This is a genomic window from Methylobacterium mesophilicum SR1.6/6 (genome assembly GCF_000364445.2).
GTDB lineage: Bacteria > Pseudomonadota > Alphaproteobacteria > Rhizobiales > Beijerinckiaceae > Methylobacterium > Methylobacterium mesophilicum_A.
Window position 1 is genome coordinate 6,524,553 of the sequence record NZ_CP043538.1, and the last position, 16,190, is coordinate 6,540,742.

General features: G+C 63.3%; 22 protein-coding genes. 13 read left to right on the plus strand and 9 right to left on the minus strand.

The features are described 5' to 3' along the window. Positions 1-4: 4 nt before the first annotated feature. The gene (locus MMSR116_RS31045) at positions 5-196 is read right to left on the minus strand and encodes a hypothetical protein (RefSeq protein ID WP_158169292.1); all 192 of its coding nucleotides are present in this window, start codon (positions 194-196) and stop codon (positions 5-7) included. Here MMSR116_RS31045 and MMSR116_RS31050 point away from each other — a divergent pair. The 4 genes from MMSR116_RS31050 (at position 195) to MMSR116_RS31065 (ending at position 3,441) form a co-directional block, all read left to right on the plus strand. Next, positions 195-530: a hypothetical protein gene (locus MMSR116_RS31050; RefSeq protein WP_158169294.1), complete on the plus strand. Its 336-nt coding sequence runs from the start codon at positions 195-197 to the stop codon at positions 528-530. The genes MMSR116_RS31045 and MMSR116_RS31050 overlap by 2 nt on opposite strands. 69 nt (positions 531-599) lie before the next feature. Further along, positions 600-1,112 carry a DUF533 domain-containing protein gene (locus MMSR116_RS31055; protein ID WP_158169296.1) on the plus strand — a complete coding sequence of 171 codons (513 nt, stop codon included), beginning with the start codon at positions 600-602 and terminating at the stop codon, positions 1,110-1,112. A gap of 112 nt (positions 1,113-1,224) precedes the next feature. Further along, a complete protein-coding gene (locus MMSR116_RS31060) occupies positions 1,225-2,289 on the plus strand; it encodes an esterase (protein ID WP_158169298.1) in 1,065 nt (354 codons plus the stop codon). 729 nt (positions 2,290-3,018) lie between these two features. Beyond that, on the plus strand, positions 3,019-3,441 hold the full coding sequence (locus tag MMSR116_RS31065) for a response regulator (RefSeq protein ID WP_158169300.1): 423 nt from the start codon (positions 3,019-3,021) through the stop codon (positions 3,439-3,441). Positions 3,442-4,974: 1,533 nt separating this feature from the next. Here MMSR116_RS31065 and MMSR116_RS31070 read toward each other — a convergent pair. From MMSR116_RS31070 to MMSR116_RS31090, 5 genes are all read right to left on the minus strand, one after another. Continuing rightward, on the minus strand, positions 4,975-5,397 hold the full coding sequence (locus tag MMSR116_RS31070) for a response regulator (protein WP_244625573.1): 423 nt from the start codon (positions 5,395-5,397) through the stop codon (positions 4,975-4,977). Next, positions 5,394-5,582 carry a DUF3606 domain-containing protein gene (locus MMSR116_RS31075; protein ID WP_158169302.1) on the minus strand — a complete coding sequence of 63 codons (189 nt, stop codon included), beginning with the start codon at positions 5,580-5,582 and terminating at the stop codon, positions 5,394-5,396. The genes MMSR116_RS31070 and MMSR116_RS31075 overlap by 4 nt, the downstream gene beginning before the upstream one ends. A 233-nt stretch (positions 5,583-5,815) precedes the next feature. Beyond that, the gene (locus tag MMSR116_RS31080; protein WP_158169304.1) at positions 5,816-6,679 is read right to left on the minus strand and encodes a transglutaminase family protein; all 864 of its coding nucleotides are present in this window, start codon (positions 6,677-6,679) and stop codon (positions 5,816-5,818) included. Positions 6,680-7,112: 433 nt separating this feature from the next. Beyond that, positions 7,113-8,084, minus strand: a complete 972-nt coding sequence (locus MMSR116_RS31085; RefSeq protein WP_158169306.1) for an alpha/beta fold hydrolase — start codon at positions 8,082-8,084, stop codon at positions 7,113-7,115. Between the two features lie 112 nt (positions 8,085-8,196). Continuing rightward, positions 8,197-8,559, minus strand: coding sequence for a hypothetical protein (locus MMSR116_RS31090; protein WP_158169308.1), 363 nt, complete (start codon positions 8,557-8,559; stop codon positions 8,197-8,199). A gap of 1,749 nt (positions 8,560-10,308) precedes the next feature. Between MMSR116_RS31090 and MMSR116_RS31095 the strand changes: the two genes are divergently transcribed. From MMSR116_RS31095 to MMSR116_RS31130, 9 genes are all read left to right on the plus strand, one after another. Next, positions 10,309-10,518, plus strand: a complete 210-nt coding sequence (locus tag MMSR116_RS31095; RefSeq protein ID WP_091715344.1) for a cold-shock protein — start codon at positions 10,309-10,311, stop codon at positions 10,516-10,518. 172 nt (positions 10,519-10,690) lie between these two features. After that, complete coding sequence (locus MMSR116_RS32165) at positions 10,691-10,987, plus strand: DUF6481 family protein (RefSeq protein WP_244625723.1); 297 nt, start codon at positions 10,691-10,693, stop codon at positions 10,985-10,987. 42 nt (positions 10,988-11,029) lie between these two features. Next, positions 11,030-11,227: a hypothetical protein gene (locus MMSR116_RS31105; protein WP_158169312.1), complete on the plus strand. Its 198-nt coding sequence runs from the start codon at positions 11,030-11,032 to the stop codon at positions 11,225-11,227. A gap of 110 nt (positions 11,228-11,337) precedes the next feature. Continuing rightward, complete coding sequence (locus tag MMSR116_RS31110; protein WP_244625574.1) at positions 11,338-11,622, plus strand: hypothetical protein; 285 nt, start codon at positions 11,338-11,340, stop codon at positions 11,620-11,622. Positions 11,623-11,764: 142 nt separating this feature from the next. Next, positions 11,765-11,977: a hypothetical protein gene (locus MMSR116_RS31115; RefSeq protein WP_244625575.1), complete on the plus strand. Its 213-nt coding sequence runs from the start codon at positions 11,765-11,767 to the stop codon at positions 11,975-11,977. Positions 11,978-12,141: 164 nt separating this feature from the next. Next, the gene (locus MMSR116_RS31535; RefSeq protein ID WP_191991860.1) at positions 12,142-12,297 is read left to right on the plus strand and encodes a hypothetical protein; all 156 of its coding nucleotides are present in this window, start codon (positions 12,142-12,144) and stop codon (positions 12,295-12,297) included. 406 nt (positions 12,298-12,703) lie between these two features. After that, entirely contained in the window at positions 12,704-12,955 is a 252-nt protein-coding gene (locus MMSR116_RS32170; protein ID WP_244625576.1) for a hypothetical protein, read from the plus strand. 300 nt (positions 12,956-13,255) lie between these two features. Continuing rightward, positions 13,256-13,624, plus strand: coding sequence for a hypothetical protein (locus MMSR116_RS31125; protein ID WP_158169316.1), 369 nt, complete (start codon positions 13,256-13,258; stop codon positions 13,622-13,624). Between the two features lie 128 nt (positions 13,625-13,752). Continuing rightward, the gene (locus tag MMSR116_RS31130) at positions 13,753-14,004 is read left to right on the plus strand and encodes a DUF6522 family protein (RefSeq protein ID WP_244625724.1); all 252 of its coding nucleotides are present in this window, start codon (positions 13,753-13,755) and stop codon (positions 14,002-14,004) included. 171 nt (positions 14,005-14,175) lie between these two features. Here the strand turns inward: MMSR116_RS31130 and MMSR116_RS31135 are convergent, their stop codons facing one another. The 3 genes from MMSR116_RS31135 to MMSR116_RS31140 form a co-directional block, all read right to left on the minus strand. Beyond that, positions 14,176-14,322 (minus strand): hypothetical protein, encoded by a 147-nt coding sequence (locus MMSR116_RS31135; protein ID WP_158169320.1) that lies wholly within the window; start codon positions 14,320-14,322, stop codon positions 14,176-14,178. 308 nt (positions 14,323-14,630) lie between these two features. Then, positions 14,631-14,762, minus strand: a complete 132-nt coding sequence (locus MMSR116_RS32335; protein WP_280178351.1) for a hypothetical protein — start codon at positions 14,760-14,762, stop codon at positions 14,631-14,633. A 43-nt stretch (positions 14,763-14,805) separates the two neighbouring features. Further along, positions 14,806-15,081 (minus strand): hypothetical protein, encoded by a 276-nt coding sequence (locus tag MMSR116_RS31140; RefSeq protein WP_158169322.1) that lies wholly within the window; start codon positions 15,079-15,081, stop codon positions 14,806-14,808. Positions 15,082-16,190: the final 1,109 nt, after the last annotated feature.

Here is a 16,190-nt window from a genome sequence, read left to right on the forward strand (position 1 = left end):
GCGGTCACAGGCGGGAGCGCGATTCTTCGGAGCGGCCGGGCTTGGCGACCGTCGGGTTCATCCCTACAGCATCCGGCGTGGCGCGCAGGACCGCCGGTTGGGACCCGCGGGTCGCCCCGGGGCGGATGCGCCGCGTCGGGTGCCGTCCGACCACCCGGGCGCACCAGAGCACGGTTACGAGAGGGATGCCGGCCATGTTCACGCTCGAGATCGACGGCACCGCCGTGGCGGTGATCAACAGCGACGAGGCGTCCGCCAAGGACCTCTTCACCTGCACGGGCTTCAAGGAAGACATCCGGACGATGACGAGCGAGGGCAAGCCGCTCTGGAACGGCACCTCGGCGCTCAAGGTCCGTGCGGCGACCGAGGACGAGATCGAGATCTTCGAGGATGCCCTGGCGGAAGACGACGGCGAGGGTGACTTCACCGACGATCCGCGCCACGCCGACGCCGATTCGGACGACGAGGACGAGGCGGATATCGTCTTCCTCGTGGATATCGACGAGGACGAGGACGAGGCCGACGCCTGAGCGCGGCTGAACCCGACCGCCTCCCGGGTGGTTTCCGATCCGGTTCGGATCTGATCCCGGGAGGATGGCATGGCTGACAGCAGGCGGATCGTCGACGCGCTGGTGCGCGCGCGGCGTGGCGGACTCGCCGCGGGCGCCGCCCTCGGCGGACTGGCGCTGATCGGCGGGCTCGCCTACCGGGCCCTGCGCGGCGCGGCGCCCCCCGAGACGGGTGGTCCGGACTTCACCGACGTCGCCGAGGACGAGGCCAGGCTGATGCTGCGGGCCATGGTGGCGGCCACAACGGCCGACGGGTTGGTCGACGCCGCTGAGCGCAAGCGCCTCGATGCGGCCGTTGCCGAGGCGGGCCTCGATCCCGACGGGCGATCGTGGCTGGAGCGCGAACTCGCGAGCCCGGCCGATGTCGACGAGATCGCCGAGCGGGTCGCAGGGCCGGACGCGGCGGCGCGCATCTATGCGGCAGCCCGCCTCGCCATCGACCCCGACACCCTCCAGGAACGCCAGTTCCTGAAGATGTTTGCCGAAGCCCTCGACCTGCCCACCGAGGCGGTGGAGCGGGTCGAGCGCGACATCGCGGCCTGATCCTGTCATCGCCGCGGTCGACCGACATCCCAATATTGCCGCGCTCCATGCTAGGCTCTTCGGTGCTTGAACAGGGCCGGATCGGCCCGAGCGCGGAGGGCCGGGACATTTCATGGCAGGATCGTCAGTGCCCGCCCCATCGCGCGCCCGGCGAGCCGCCTGCGCGGCGGTCGTGGCCATGCTGATCGGCGGCGGCCCCGCCCGGGCGGCGGATCCGCCTCCGGGACCGCTGACCATCGCCGAGCAGGGCAGTTTCTTCGTCGGCGGACGCGACGTCGCCTCCGACACGCTCTCGACCCTGCCGGCCTACGCGCCCTCCGGCACGATCAGCGTCGACCAGATCTATGTCCGCTACCAGGTGCCGGTCTCGGCCGCGCGCCCGCCGCTGGTGCTGATCCACGGCTGCTGCCTCACCGGCAAGACCTGGGAAACCACGCCGGACGGCCGCATGGGCTGGGACGAGTTCTTCGTGCGCCGCGGCTTCCCCACCTACGTGATCGATCAAGCCTGGCGCGGGCGCTCGGCGGCGAGCCCGGCGCAGATCAACGCCGTGAAGAGCGGCCACGCGGAGCTGAACTCTCTGCCCACCGTCTTCTCGGCCGGCCGCGAGCCGGCCTGGGCGATCTTCCGCTTCGGCCCGGAATACCCGAAGGTCTTCCCGGGCATGCAATTCCCCCTGGAGGCCCAGGGCGAGTTCTGGAAGCAGATGGTCCCCGACTGGTCGGCCTCCCTAGCGGTCCCGAATCCGACCGTGCCGGCCCTGTCGGAACTTGCCAAGCGCCTGAAGGGCGCGGTCCTGGTCTCCCACTCGCAGTCGGGAATCTACCCGTTCCAGACCGCCGCCCTCGATCGCACGGGGATCCGCGCCCTCGTGGCCATCGAGCCTGCCGCCTGTCCCGATCCGGCCAAGGATGACCTCGCCCCCTACAAGGACCTGCCGATCCTCGTCCTGTTCGGCGACTACGTCGATGCCTCGCCCCGCTGGGCGCCGCGGCTGAAGCTTTGCCGCAGCTTCGTGGCGGCGGCGAACGCGGCAGGCGGCAAGGCCGAGCTGATCCTGCTGCCGGAGATCGGCATCCACGGCAATTCGCACATGCTCATGCAGGACAAGAACAGCCTCGACATCGCCGACTGGCTGTCGGGCTGGATCGAGAAGCGGGTGTCCGGGAAGTCGTGAGGCGGGTGCACCGTCTGCCGCAATGGCAAACGGATTCACACGTCTCGATCCGGCACCAATGTCCTGAGAAAATTGAGCTTTTCCCTCCCCCTTGCGGGGAGGGGTAGGGGTGGGGTGTGGCAGAAGGCACGACCTCATGAAGCTCGTTCCTCGACGAGATCCGTAAGCAGTATGTGCTGACCGCGCGGATGAAGGGCCTGTCCCAGCGGCGGGTGCTCTACGGCCACGTCAACGGCAGCACGGGCGTTCAGGACCAGCCGAGGGCGAGGCCGCCATCCGCACCGTCGTCGACACCGCGCGCCTCACAGGCAGCAGTTCCTTCGACGCCATCCTCAAAACCATCGGCGCTTGAACCCTGCCATCAAACGCGTGGGTAATTACGGCGGCACGACCTCTTCGTCAGGATTGGGCGCGAAGTCGAATGTCCGCTCCTGCACGCAAAGACGATCCGTCGTGGCGCAGTCTGGCCGAAAGCCGCTGGTCCGCTTCGAAGCGGAGGCGCTGAAGAAGCGGACGGTCCTATAGCGACCCGATGCCTCCGCTGGAGATCCGTTCAATGCGCTTCGGAAACGGACATCCGTGAACACCTCGCCGGCGGAGGCGTCGACGTCTGCTATCCCCGAGGATGTGGTCTGCACGCTGACGGCCTGGGCGTCGATCTCATGGCCGGCGGCTGAACTTCGGGTCGTTCCACCCGGACCTTTCCGTGAGACGTAGCATTGAGGGGAAATGAGCCACGCCTCCTCGAACCCTTCGCCCTGTGCTCTCGTTGTCGATGACGACGAAATGGTCCGAATGGCTGCGGTCGACATCCTGGAGGAAGCAGGGTTCACGACTTTCGAGGCCGCCTCCGGCGATAAGGCTTTGCTCGTGCTTGAGGAACACCACGCGTGCCTAACGCTGCTGTTCACCGACGTGCAGATGCCTGGCGTACACGATGGCTTCGCCCTCGCCCGCAAAGTCGCCAGCACCTATCCGCACATCTCGATCGTCGTCGCGTCGGGCCAGATTAAGCCTGGACCGAACGATCTGCCGGACGGCGCACACTTCATCGGCAAGCCGTTCAGCGCAAGGATTGTGCATCACCACCTGCACGAGGTTATGCCGGACGAGCAGAAGCCGGATCCCCTGCGCAGGAAGAACCCCTTCTAAGAGATGCGAGCATGTCCGCCGTCAGCACTCGCAGCTAAGCAAGCATTTAAAGTAAATGCCAGCAATCCGAAACGGCCACGGCGGCGACATCTGCTTCAATGCATTCGCTTCCGCTAGCAGACCGGCGGAAATCCACTCTTAGACGTGGTGCGGTCGCCAAGTCGTCGCTGCCCTTGCGCTGGCTCCACGCCGCCAAGGGTGGCAATTGCCTTGTCGTGTTGACCTGCTCGTCGTCAGCGCAAAGGTACAGCATCCGAGAAGGTGACGGCACACCTCCCAACGACTTCCTTAACCGGTACATTTGCATCATAACCGTCGTTTGCCGGGCTCCCCATATCGTTAAAAACGACAGGAGCTCCGACTGTGACTCGCCATGTCCCGCCTCGTCAGCAAGGGAGCGCAGCGTCTATCCGGAACTTGGCTGAGACCGAGGCTCGATCGAACGCAGACGCGACGGTGAAGAGGATTGCTGCCGCGCTCGCCATCTCAACAACCGCATTTAAGCAAACGGTAGAACCTCACGGCGACAGAGACCGCGTTCTTGCCGAAAATGCCGAAGCCTTAGAAATCTTTGCGAGCATTACTGATCGTGATGCTCGACAGCGGGGCCTCGCCTACCTCCGCTGGATCGCCGAGCAGGGTAGCAATCGATAGACGATCTGAAATTCGCCAACGCAGTTCTGCCTTATGGCAACGCACGACTTGATGGCGGTGCGGGAAACGAAGTTTGTCTGCGCCCCGGTCTCGAGGAAAATTGTGGATGGCTAGTGGGGTCTCAGCGTTTTCCCGGGATGCGGTTCAGCGGCGATCATGAAACATTGATCTTACCGGCTCTGCCAGTGCCGACTGTGTCGATGTTTCTTCATGCCCTCGATCCACTGCAGTAAGCGTCTGCAATTCGAAGCGGCGACCGTTACGTGGTTCCGCTCACATTGGACGGTCTCTCGCGTGTCAGGCTCGCCAACCAGTATTGATGAACCCGACCCGGGGCCCCGGGCGTACCGAGTGTTCAGCCTCAGCCCCGATGGGAGAGTGGGTGAAAGCCGTGCGATTGAAGCTCGGAGCGATGACGAAGCGAAAGCTATCGCCGAAATGCTGCCGAACGGCCATGGTATCGATTTGTGGGAACGAGCTCGGTACTTGGCCAGCTACCCCCCTCGAAGCGCAGTATACCCTGAGCGATAGTTGTCGAGATCCAGCCGTGGTGCTGCACTCGAAGGCCGTCTGAGTTTATAAGCGCGCATCGCGGGGTGTCCGCGTCGACCGCTCTGGCTCCCCGAAGCAGACCGGCAGAAATCCACCCAACTCAGTCGCTCATAGGCGTTTGGCCACGTGGCCGGATCTGGCCGAAAGCAGCTGGTCCGCTTCGGAGATTGACCGCTTGAAAAGCAGACGGTCCTCTGTCGACCCAACCTCGCCATAGCTCTCGGCGTGAGCAGTTCCCGAAAGCAGACATCATGCGGACCGAAGTGCGACATAGCATCTACGCCTCCTGCAGCGCTATGATCTGAATGTCTTTGTATGAGCAGGGCGTTAAATGGAGCCACTCTTCTGAGACACGAAAGCAAACACGTTGCCAGTAAGTAAGTTGGGGTCACAAGGCTTTGTGAGGAACCGTGCCCCCTCCGGTAGGTCGCTCACTTTCGGATGGCTTTGACCGGATACGATCAACAGGCCCACCTCCGGCCACCGCGCAGCAATTGTTTTCGCCAGCTGGAAGCCGTTTTGGCTACCATCACCCATGTCCACATCGGTGATCGTCATGCGCACGTCAGTTCGAGTGGAGAGCACCTCTAGCGCCTCGTCCGCATTTCGTGCCTCGAACACGACGATGCCGGCATTGGCGAGCAACTGCGCCAAGTCCATCAGGAATAGGGGATTGTCGTCCACGACCAAGACGCCGACTTCATGCGCAGCCAATGACGCCCTTTGATCCGAGGCAAGCGAAGCGATCACGATGTGGACGCCATGCGAAGATGGTTTGAGAGTGTGGTGATCCGCGAACCCACCATCCGCACGGCCTTACGCAACTGCGCGTCGGTCACGCCGTAGCGCTCAGCCCACGCAGCGCGGACGGCGCGATCATGGATATCGATATGCGTGATGGTTCGACTCAGGACTGCTGTGGGACTGGAAGACATAAGCGATTTCTCGCGACTTCTCACGAAGATCGCGCCTCATTGCAACCGATTGAATGGATACTGATGCAACGGACTCGCGGGACTTAGGTTGCATAGGCCGGTGACCGGCTCTCTCAACCGCAGCCTTCCTCGCATTCAAGTAAGGTTCGCCCGAGCAATGTGAGCTTCTCACGCTGATCGGCACGTTCGTCGAACCTATCCCAATCGTTACGGTCGGAGACGCGGACGAGTTCCTATTCGTTGACGCTGACCTCCACGGACATGTCCAGGAAAGCGTCCGCGGGCCCTACGAAGCTTCCGACCAATGGCATCGCCTGCCTGACGTCTCGCGCGACCGCGACGGGGATCAGGTTCGCGCCCCCGACTTTGCGGTTCGTTGGATCGAAGGTGATCCATCCCGCTCCAGGCAGGAAAACTTCCGCCCACGCATGTGTCGACCCGGCATCGGCGGAACCGAGTAACGTTCGTGTCGGGTCGTGGAGATAGCCGGAAACGACCCGGCCTCCGAAGCCGAGACTCCGCACTGCCTCGACGAGCAGGGTTGCTAGGTCCCGACACGAGCCCATCCCAAGGGCAAGGGTTTCGCTCGGAGCCTGCGTGCCTTCGTCTTCCCGAACTTGATAGGCGATGGCGCTGCCGACTCCGGTGTTCAGGTCTTTGAGGAGCGATAGGGTGTCGGTCGGGTAGGACGCCACGAACCTCTGCGCCCAAGAGCGTACACTTGGCGTCCCCTCGGGATACTGCAGAACCGTCAAGCTGCCGAGGTCGGTCCATTCGTCGTCGGTGTACCGGAACGGGAACGTAATGGCGGACGCGGCGATGGCAAAAACCGGATACGCCGCCGCCGATAGATCGACCCGAGCTATGCTTTCAACGACGAGCCGCTCAGTCGGAGACCTGAACACAGCCGTAGCCACGGCATTGCCGGCGACGTCGTGAGCCCAAGTGATGGTGGCGTCCGGCGACAGGGTAACCTCGCTCGCTAGCAATCGAAGGTCGCGGCTCTCCCGAGGCCGCATCATGAGCCGGTGCGGTCCGAGATTGACCGGCTTGCGATACCGATATGTCGTCCGGTGGTGAATACGCAGGTCGACCAAGGAATTGACCTCTCGATCCATCAAACCCGCGCGGATGCACAAGCTATCGCGCTGCAGCCTAGCATGTATTAAGCCATGGGAACGGTGTGCTAGATGGTCTGCTGAGACTACGACCTCGTGGTGGAAAACCTTCTGTGCGAGGTGTTTGGCTGGCTGCGGATGCGGGATTGAAGGCGACGTTCGCTTCCGTACGTTTCTGCCTCAAAGCGGACAGTCAGGAAATCACCCCGAGCAGTCCTGCCGCTACCGACCCAATTACATCGTAGAAACCTGTTGGCGCCGTTCCCGGAAGCAGAAATTCGGAGTGCAGCAGTGATAAGCACTCAATTATGCCCACCCCGCCTTGATCGCTGACGCGACCTCGTCGACGGACAGGCGCGTCCTCATACTCGGACCGCACGATCGCGACACGGGCGTCCGCACCGTCTGCTCGTCAGGCAGCTTCGCGAACCAGCTCCGATGCTTGGTCGATCGCCGCGATAACCTCTCTCGGTGCCAGATGCTGGATCATGTGGCCCATGCCAGGGACGACAATGAGGTCACTGTTGGGTAGCTCGCTGTGGAGGCGCTTCGACTGCCGATCGACGTCGGCGATCTGATCGTCCCCGCCTACGATGATCACCACCGGGAGCTTCAGGTCGCGGTAGTGCTTTTGAAGCTCGATCGTCACCGGCGTCATGAGCGCGGCGTCCTCCGCTGAGGCCCGTAGCTGTAACGGCCGCAGCATCATGGCTTTCGGGAATGTGCGGTCGAAGCGCTTTGTGACGGCGGCCGGCGCGAACATGGCCTTGATCAGGGCGGGCTGCAGAATACGCCCGAGCACAGGCGAGATCGTGTAGCGCATCACCTCCCCGAGCACCGGGATGGCAGGTGGGGAGAACAGAACCACATCGGCTCGCACGGTCGGATAGTAATACCCGGAGGCCAGGACGAGGCTACGGACGAGCTGCGGGGCCTGAAGCGCGAGGGCGACCGCAACCAGTGTCCCCCAGGAGTGCCCGAGCACGACGGCTTGCGTCACGCCGAGCTGCTGAAGCGCGTTCTGGAACAGCGTGGCGTGGGCGCGTGGCGTCCAGAGGCCGCGCGGGCGATCGCTGTAGCCGTAACCGGGCCGGTCGATGATGATGACGCGGTAGCGCTTGGCGAGATCGTCGACGATGTCGCTGACCAGAAAATCCTGGATCATCATGCCATTGCCGTGGATCAGCACCAGCGGCTCGCCGCGGCCTCGCTCGACATAGTGCAGTCGCACCCCGTCGACGGTGAGGAACTGGCCGATCGGCGGGGTTTGGCGCTCGGCATCCCGCGTCTTCGAAGCAGCGTAGAACGCAGATGCCGCGAGCGCTGCGGCGGATCCGAGTAGCGTCGGCCCGAGCCAACGGCCGGTAGAGGAATGGCGTGTCATGAGGTGATCCTGGTGGATTGCGGGACATGCTCCTCGATCAATCGGATCGTTCTGAAGGCATGCGGTATAGGCCGCGCGGATTGAACGCCGAGCCGGGAGTTCCTGCGCCGCGCTACGGCAGCGCGCCAATCATGCCCTTGGCTTGGGTCATCGTGTCCTCGCACGCCCGCTGATCACCCTGGCGATCCTCCTCGACGGCTCGGCTCAGAAGCCGACGGGCGTCAGCGACGTGCGCCGGAGTGGGGATCATCGTGGCGTCGCTGGGGTCGCCAGTTGGAGCCGCTGCGAGAGCCTTCGGCGAATGGCTGCTGCGGATCGCATGGCCGTCCTGAAGACCGGCCACGTGAACAGCGCCGGCGCTGTCGAGACGGCGTTCGATCGTCCCGATCTGCTCGGCGCAGGAGCTGGCCCGAGCCGGGAGCTGCGTGAGACCGAGCAGAAGGGCTGAAGCCGCAAGAGAGAGTTCGACGCGCATGAAGAGGTCCTGTGTACCGCGGGCCGTTGATCCACGATTTCCCAGCGCGGCAGGCCGCACGATCCGAGCGGCAGCGGGATACTCGCGCGGCCGACGGATGATCTCGGGGATGGTTGCGGTGCAACAAGAGAACCCTCGGATGCCGAGAACGATCCCTAGTGGTCGAGGAAAGATCCGGATTAGGGCGTCTGCACTCGGCGTCCGGGGCAGCGAAGTTTGCGTCGCGGGTCCGCAGTCAGGCTGGACTGCAGATACGAACGCGTCCTAGTTTTTCCTGGGTTGCTATATACGGCGGCGAAACGCGTCGCTGCGGGATGTAGGGGGTACCCACCTCGATAAAGTCATCCCTAGTCGGGACACGATGTCAGCTACAACCAGCAGATGGCCTGAAAGCGGAACGTCACTGAACCACCCATCTGAGACGCTCACACGGGTCTGCGTCATGACCGAGGCTGGTCGAAAGCCGCCGGTCCTGTGTGGATGGCTCCCGCATTGCAAGTGGCGAATTGAGCTTCTGACGAGTTGGTCGGGTGCAGTCTTGTATCCGGCCTGTTGATGCAGTCGTTCATGTGACCGCTGGCCCTGATGGTATCCGCGAGCTGAGTCCCACTCTGCTTTGCGGGCTATCACGCCTTGGACTGGCGGCGGGGTGTCCCGGCTCCCGGTCTGACCGGCTCTCATGCCGAGCACGAAAGGGCGATCGCCGAAGCCGACCGGCGCGCCTTAACCTCCGAATTTAATGACCGGATCATCCGGAATGCCCTGCAGGCAGTCCAGCGCTCGCGCGAGTTGCTTGAAGCGACCAAGCATCAGGTTCAGCCGCCAAGCCAGCAATATGATCAAGGCGGTCACGGTGCAGCTAACGATCTACATCCATCAAACCGGCCACGAGCAGAGCCTCCAAAGTTCCGAGAGGGATAGAAGGCGGGTTTAAAGACGACGTCTGCCTCAGTGCCTTGCCGCCCAAATTGGAAGGGCTGGAAACCGCCCCAGGCCAGCCATTCCGAGAGGTCCGTCAACGCGACTGAAGCTGGCCGAGAGCGGAACGAAAGCTATAGCCTTGATGCTGGAGAGACAATCACTTCGTTGCATGTCTATGCTTATACAACGTCTGAGACTAGTCCGCGATGTCAGATCTCAACCGTCTGCTTGTCGCCTTCGTCATCTAGGTTGGTGTCGGCGGCCTAAAGCGTGAGCGGCGGGGCACGACGCCGCGGGTAGCACCCTTGGTGTGCTTGTGGTGCCTCTGGACCGTTTCGATAACGCATCGCTGCTTTATGTCCGCCGAGTGCATCCCAAGCCTCAGCATCTCAACCTATGCCGCTGGCCGCGTCCGAGCAGTCAGCCAAAGTTGCGGACCGACTGATCTGGGTACGCCGCCGATCGCCGATCTCAGGCAAGAATTACCGGCTAACACCGATGACCTGGCGCAGCAGGAGGTTCGGCGACAGGGCTAGCGGATAGCTCATTTCGCACCTCGTCCGGGCTGTCCGCACAAGCGATCTAGACGGTGCTGCAGGATAAATATTTTCCGCGCGGATCGGCATGAATTACATTATTTCGCCACGCGGTTGTCATCGTCACTGTGATAGCGTACAGATGATTCCTCGATTTTTGGCCAGATATCCGGCCGTATCGCCTCAACAGGGCGAGCGCTCTGCATCTCTCCCATTTTCGACGACCGGCGACCGGGCGCGTACGATTTATGCGCCCGGCCTTATTGTTTGCCTAACTTGATATGGATTACTTATGACTATCGGCACCGTTAAATGGTTCAACGACACCAAAGGCTTCGGCTTCATCCAGCCGGATGACGGCGGCAAGGACGTGTTCGTCCACATCTCCGCTGTCGAGCGCGCCGGCATGCAGGGCCTGAGCGAGGGCCAGAAGGTTTCCTACGAAATGGAGACCGACCGCCGGAGCGGCAAACAGTCAGCGGGCAGCCTGCAGGCCGCTTGAGCATCGCGCGTCCGCCTGTGACGCGCTTCGAAGCCGTTCCCTTCGCGGAACGGCTTCTTCGATTTCAGGCCCCGGAGCTGAACTCCGGTGTGCCTCAGGAGAATGCGTGAATCCTTTTAAAAGCAACCAACTCGTCGATCGTCTCGAGGCGACAGCCAAAGCGCGGCAGGCCATGCTGGCTCGCTTCCGGGCGCGCCCCGCACCCGATGATCCGGCCCTCCTTGTCCGCCAAGCTGCGCGACGCGCGGTTGTTCAGGCGCGGGAAGTGCGGTCGACCGAGCGGGAAGCGGCACGTCTCGCCGCGCAGGCCGCACGCGAGGCTGAGGTTCTGGCCGCGGAGGCCGATGCCGCCACCGAGCGCGTCCGTCAGGCTGCGGAAAAGGCGGACCGGCAGGCTGCCCTCGCGGCCGAGCAGAAGGCCGCGCGCGACGCGCGTTTTGCGGCCCGCAAGGCGCGGGCCCGCCGGTAAGTCGGTCCCAGTCTGCAAACGCCATCACCCGGAGGATGCCGTATGTCTCACAAGTTCAAGATCGGCCAGCAGGTCAGGCAGCTGGGGGTTAGCTATACCGGTGGGAAGAGCATCGTCGACGGCCTCTTCGAAGTGGTTCGCCTGACGCCGGACGATCGTTCCGGTGAGCCGACGTATCGGATCCGGTCCGCGGGCGGCGAGCGCGCCGTCCGGGAGGGCGAGCTCACACGGGCGACCTAAGTGGTCTCTGCCGACCGGCCCTTCGGACGGAGAGACGCCCCCCTGCAACGTACATCCGCCAAGGTTTTCTGACTGCGCTCAAATGCGAGGTCAGTGCGCGATCGAGGTTGTTGAAGCTCGCGATGATGAACACGCCTACTCATTCGGCCGAAGCGGCGATGATCGAACCCAATCAGACCGCCTATATCCTCAAGGTGACGCGGCCTGATGAGGCGGAACTGTCCGGACAATTGGTGATGTTCTACGTCGCGATCACCACATCCGAAACCGAAGCGTTGACCATCGTGCGCCGCGTGGTGAAGGAGGACGCGACCGTCGAGCCGACGGGCGTCCGCCTTTCTCAGCAGACAGCCAGCGCCCTCAATCTGGAGGCCGGTCTCGCGCGGGCCCTCTGACGCAACCGCTACGCCCTGTAAGGTAAGACAGCGAAGCTCGGAGAGGAGTCGCGGCTAAAGCTGTTCTCATGGTCGAGCTGGACCTCCGGACAGAGCATCGCGCTGTGAAAAGGGCAGCGAACGGAGGAGATCGATTTTGAACATGGATTGCCTCGCGGAGACCGAGAGTGTCCTTGCCGTTACGGACCGCCTCTGGCGCGCTGAGATGCGGCGGGTTTTTGGACCGGACGCGGTTCTGCTCCACGGCTTCGGCGCCGAGCGTCAGGGTGAGCCCGGCACGCGGCTGCGCACGACCTTCGAGGCGCGACGGAGCGCGATCGCGGCGTGGCGGCATGTGAGACGGCCGGCAGCTTGAGCCGAGCGTACGGACTAGCCTCGACGTCTACACCCGGCAATTTTCCGGCACTCCGCCGCTCGATCGAAGAATTAGCAGTGGTTCTTTGGTTCTAGAAAGCGCATAGCCTCGTACTCCCTCCGCGCAATCCGGTGCCTTGGGCGACGACGCGAGGAGCGGCAGACATGGCGCGTGAATTTTCGACCGGCAAAGCTCAGGCGGTCACGCCGGAAGAATTCAACGAGCGAGTGAAGCGACTTCTGGACAACAAGCCTAAGCCGCTTAAGCCCGAACCGAAGACCCGGAACTTCAGGACCGGCAGGGCTCCGCAGAAGACTTGAGGGCGGTGCTGGCGGAATCGCGGGCGTCATCCGTCCCGCCCTAATCGTCTTCCTGGGGTTGCTCGATCGCGCGGCGAGGGCTGTGGAATGCCTCCGGTGGTCATCCAGCGCTGCGGGCGGGGAGCGGCGCCTGTAACTGCAGCGGCGTGATAGCGAGGTCAGGCTCATCCCAAGCGAAATACACCTCCGCGGCGGCAGACGAGAGGCGGCCCCGAGGCTTCTCAAGGCCTCCGTTCTGGATCGATCCTGTGGCTCCTGCACACTGTGTTGTCGTGTTCTGGAGATCCAAGCTCTCGACAAGCCCGCAGGGATTCTGTGCTGGCACAACACCGGAACGGGGTGTGGGATCTACCCCGAACGCCCGGACGCCTGCGCCCGGTGGCATTGCCTGTGGCGCAGGATCAGCGTGCTGCCGGACGCGCTCAGGCCCGATCGATCCGGCGTGATGTTCTCGCTAGATAGCCGATCTCCTGTGGCCGATGGACCAGACTCAGCCTGCATCGTCGGTCGTGCCGTGCACGACGTCGAAGACTTCGACCGACCGGATGCGATCGAAGGCTTCGCCATGTTCGTACGCGAGGGATCCTTGCCGGTGTGGAAGGCCTCCGACCGCGGTGCGATCCTGGTGCATCCAGGCCCGCAGATTGTGCCGCCGTGACTGCCGGCAGCGTGCTCTGCTGGGATCGTCACGTTCCGTGAAGCGAGGCGCTGTCGCTTGTTTGACAGGCTCATTGCTGGCTTCCGGGCTACACAGGCCGCCCCCGTTGCGATGCCCATGCTCATCGCGGCAGAACTTGGCCGTAACGCTGCCAGCCCGATTCCGTTTCCCCGGTGTCCCTCGCAGAAGGACAAACCGGCGCAGGCTGATCGTATTACATCGCGGAGCCCACAGGGACCGATAGATCGTGCTATTGAAACCGTGTGGGTGCGTCCGTCGCGACCCGATCAGGAGATCCCAATGCCCGTCATCCGGTGGCTGATCTCCAAAACGATCCAGTTTTTTCTTGGCAGCGCTCAGGAGCGCAGGTCCAATGCGACCGCAAAGCGCAAGGAAGTTGGGACGTTCGAGGGCGCGTCTGCGAGCAAGGATCGGAAGTTCGAGGAAAACTACGCTGCGGCTGCACGTCTCCTCAGGGCCCGGATCGATAAGGAGTTCCCGGATGCCTACTATGCGAGGCTCAGCTCGGGCCGGAACAGCTCGTACGATTACGGACAGGACCGTGCGCTCGCCATCGACACCATGTCGATCGCCATAGCCATGGCGCTGCGGAACGGTGCCACCGTTCAACAGGCCGCCACGGCGGGGGCAGCCAGTATCGGTATCTGATCGAGACCCAGGAACGCCGGGCTCTGCCGGACTGCTCGCCGCATCCCCGCTCGACGTGGTCGCCCCGACGAGCGGGAAGGGTGCTATGGTCGGTCTCAGCCCCGCAAACTGCTGCCGCGCTGATGGAGATGTGCTCCGTGAAGCTCGCATTCGGCCGCGTGGGTGATTGGCTCGTCGATCCCCGCGAACTGGCGCCTCGGCTTGGGGTGAGCACCGCAGATCTGAAGCGCATGGACCGGCAGGGACGGCTCGATGCCCGTGTCGCGTCCAGCGATGGCGACGGCATCTGTCTGACTCGCGTGACCGTCCGGCTGCATAACAGGGGCTGGCGCGGCATCTTCGACGAGAACGGTGCGCTCGTCAGCGAAGAGGTGTGGTAAGCCCGTCTAGGCCAGCTGATCGCGTAAGGCGCCAAGGCGCGGCTTCCCGGAGATTCGTCCCGCGGCGGACGTCACCCCTTCATCGATCCTGCCGTCTTACGGGCCCGCTGAATCATCGCGAACAGCAATATACGGAAAGCGTGCTGCACCCGCGAGCACGCGTCCGCGTCATCATCGCGCCCGAGTTCGGCGAGCGCCGTCGAGGGTCTTCGCCCGTTGTTCCGCACCGTCCGCGCGCAAGGTGACTTCCAGCAGGATCTCCTGGGCGGCAAGGTCGGCCCGGTCCGCCCGGCTGACGAGCGCGCGAAGGTCGTTCAAGCACGCCTCGTGCCCGGTCATGCACCAAGCCATCAGTGACCGCGCGGGAGTGGCGTCCTGGGCATGAGGCCCTCGACGCGCAGCTTCAACCGGGTGGCCCGGATTGCCTCCACGGTCCGCCAAGGAACATCCTTGGCTATGCCCTCAGTCTCGAGCTCCGTGAGCTGATCAATCAGTTGGCCCCGCTCCTGAAGGCCGGGGTGCTGCGACATGCGGAGGATCATCCCGATCAGCTTCCGCATCACTGGGCACATCAGCGGGCGAACGAACTCTACCATACCGTGCAGCCATGAGGGTCGGACATCGCCTCAGCCTCGACCGCTGGTTTTCATGGCAGCCGAGACCGTACCCTTGTTCGAGGGCGCCGCCGCGTTGGTCTTGGGCACGGACTTCTTCGGCTTCTTGGTCTCGCGATGCCCGCGCTTCTTTTCAGTCGCCATGGTCTTGCTCCTGGATATGCTGCGAGGCTGGACGGAACCGACTTCACCGTCCGATCGTGGGCTGATCCGCAGGCTGGATCGCGGTCGCGAGCAAACTCCTGACCGAACCGAAGACGGCGACGAGACGGTTGTTGGCCCAGAGCTCGGTGCGATGGCCGTCGATTAGCCGCGCCGCCTGCCGTCTGGCGTCACCGTCGTCGCGCGCGGTGATGATGCAGGACCTGAGCACGCCGCCGCCCTGAGCGAACCGATGCACCTGATAGGCTCGGCGGGCGTGCCGAGAGCGGGGCTTGGTGGAGAACGTGATGATGTCCGCCATGCGCGCCTGTCCGTTGCAGGCGGGGGCATGGACCCTCAGCCACCGGAGCCTGGATCAACCGATCCGGTGATGTTGGCACCCTGCGCTTTCGCAATCGACAAAGATAGCCCTGACGGGTCCGGGCGTTTCCAAAGACTGCCATAAACTCCGATCCGTCGTCGGCATGGCGAGGTCATCGCCGCAATCGACCAGACGTCGGAGCCGGCGCGAAACGCCGCTTGAACAAGCCATGGTAGGGTAGGCGCCCGGTTCGGGATCTTGCGCGGAGCTCACAACCAGTCGGTTTCGCGTATCAGCGCCGTCGAAAGATGAGGTTTGGCTCGTCCGAAATGCTCTTCAGGGACAAAGGGCCGTCTGCGCGTCTTCGATTGTCATGCGCTGACCGGACTCGCTTGGCCTGCCGAATGCCGATACGGACGCCCCTCCAGCGTTGCCGAAAATGTCATCGAAAGCGCCACTTTTCACGCTCCAGCCCATAATCCTGCTGGTGAACTACGCTCAGCGAGTGCGTGTCTCGCTCCATTGGCTCTGGCAGCATCTGAACCGATTGACATGGGGCACGGCTCATCACGACCCCGCCTCAGCCGACTCGAGCTCCATTAGCCTGCGTTATGCGAGTGGCCGGCCATGGCAGCCACCGCGTTAAATGTCCGCTCTGGAGCACCACTTCAGGCTCCTTGAATGACTGAGATGGGCGCAAAGCCGAATGGCGGCTTTCGGGCGGCCCGCAATGACGGCTCACCACCCGCTCTTGGGTTGGGGTGCAAGGGACAAGCGTTTGAGTTCGTTCATTAGAAGGGGAAGCGCGTAAGCCCATTCCCGCAAGGCAGCATGAGGGCGGTGAGGTGAAACCGTGCTGAGCGGTGGCTTCATCGCCCAGCGAGAAACCGGCGCCCGACGGTTCCTGGCCGTGAGATGCGAGTCCGCGCCATGACGATGCCCCCGCAAATTGCGGCGAACCTCGATTTTCCAGAAATGAGTCCCCGCCCACCCCGGGTTTTTACCCGACACATGAATTTTTGGCTTCCGGAGGCCGCGCAACGTCCCAGGATGACCCCGACGTCATCCGCGCATGGTGTTCGGTGTGAGAGATTTTAGCCGACCCACCA